General features: G+C 59.9%; 1 protein-coding gene. It reads right to left on the bottom strand.

Annotated elements, in window-relative coordinates:
- The coding region (locus HX812_RS31965) for a transketolase C-terminal domain-containing protein (RefSeq protein ID WP_306173400.1) at window positions 1-337 on the bottom strand (337 nt) is incomplete at both ends.

Here is a 337-nt window from a genome sequence, read left to right on the forward strand (position 1 = left end):
GGTTGGACTCGTCGATCACCACCAGGCGCCCGGTTTTCTCCACGCTTTCAAGGATGCTGTCTTCGTCCAGCGGGCTGGTGGTGCGCAGGTCCAACACTTCGCAGTCGATACCCTGGCGCGCCAGATTAGCTGCGGCTTCCAGGGCGATGTGCACCATGCGCCCGTAGGTCACCAGGGTTACATCGTTGCCTTCACGCACGTAGTTGGCTTCGCCGAACGGCACGGTGTACAGCTCTTCCGGCACTTCGCCCTGGAGGCTGTAGAGCATTTTGTGTTCGAGAAAAATCACCGGGTCGTTGTCGCGGATCGCCTGGATCAGCATGCCCTTGGCGTCATA

The organism is Pseudomonas sp. IPO3749 (genome assembly GCF_013386605.1).
GTDB lineage: Bacteria > Pseudomonadota > Gammaproteobacteria > Pseudomonadales > Pseudomonadaceae > Aquipseudomonas > Aquipseudomonas azotoformans_A.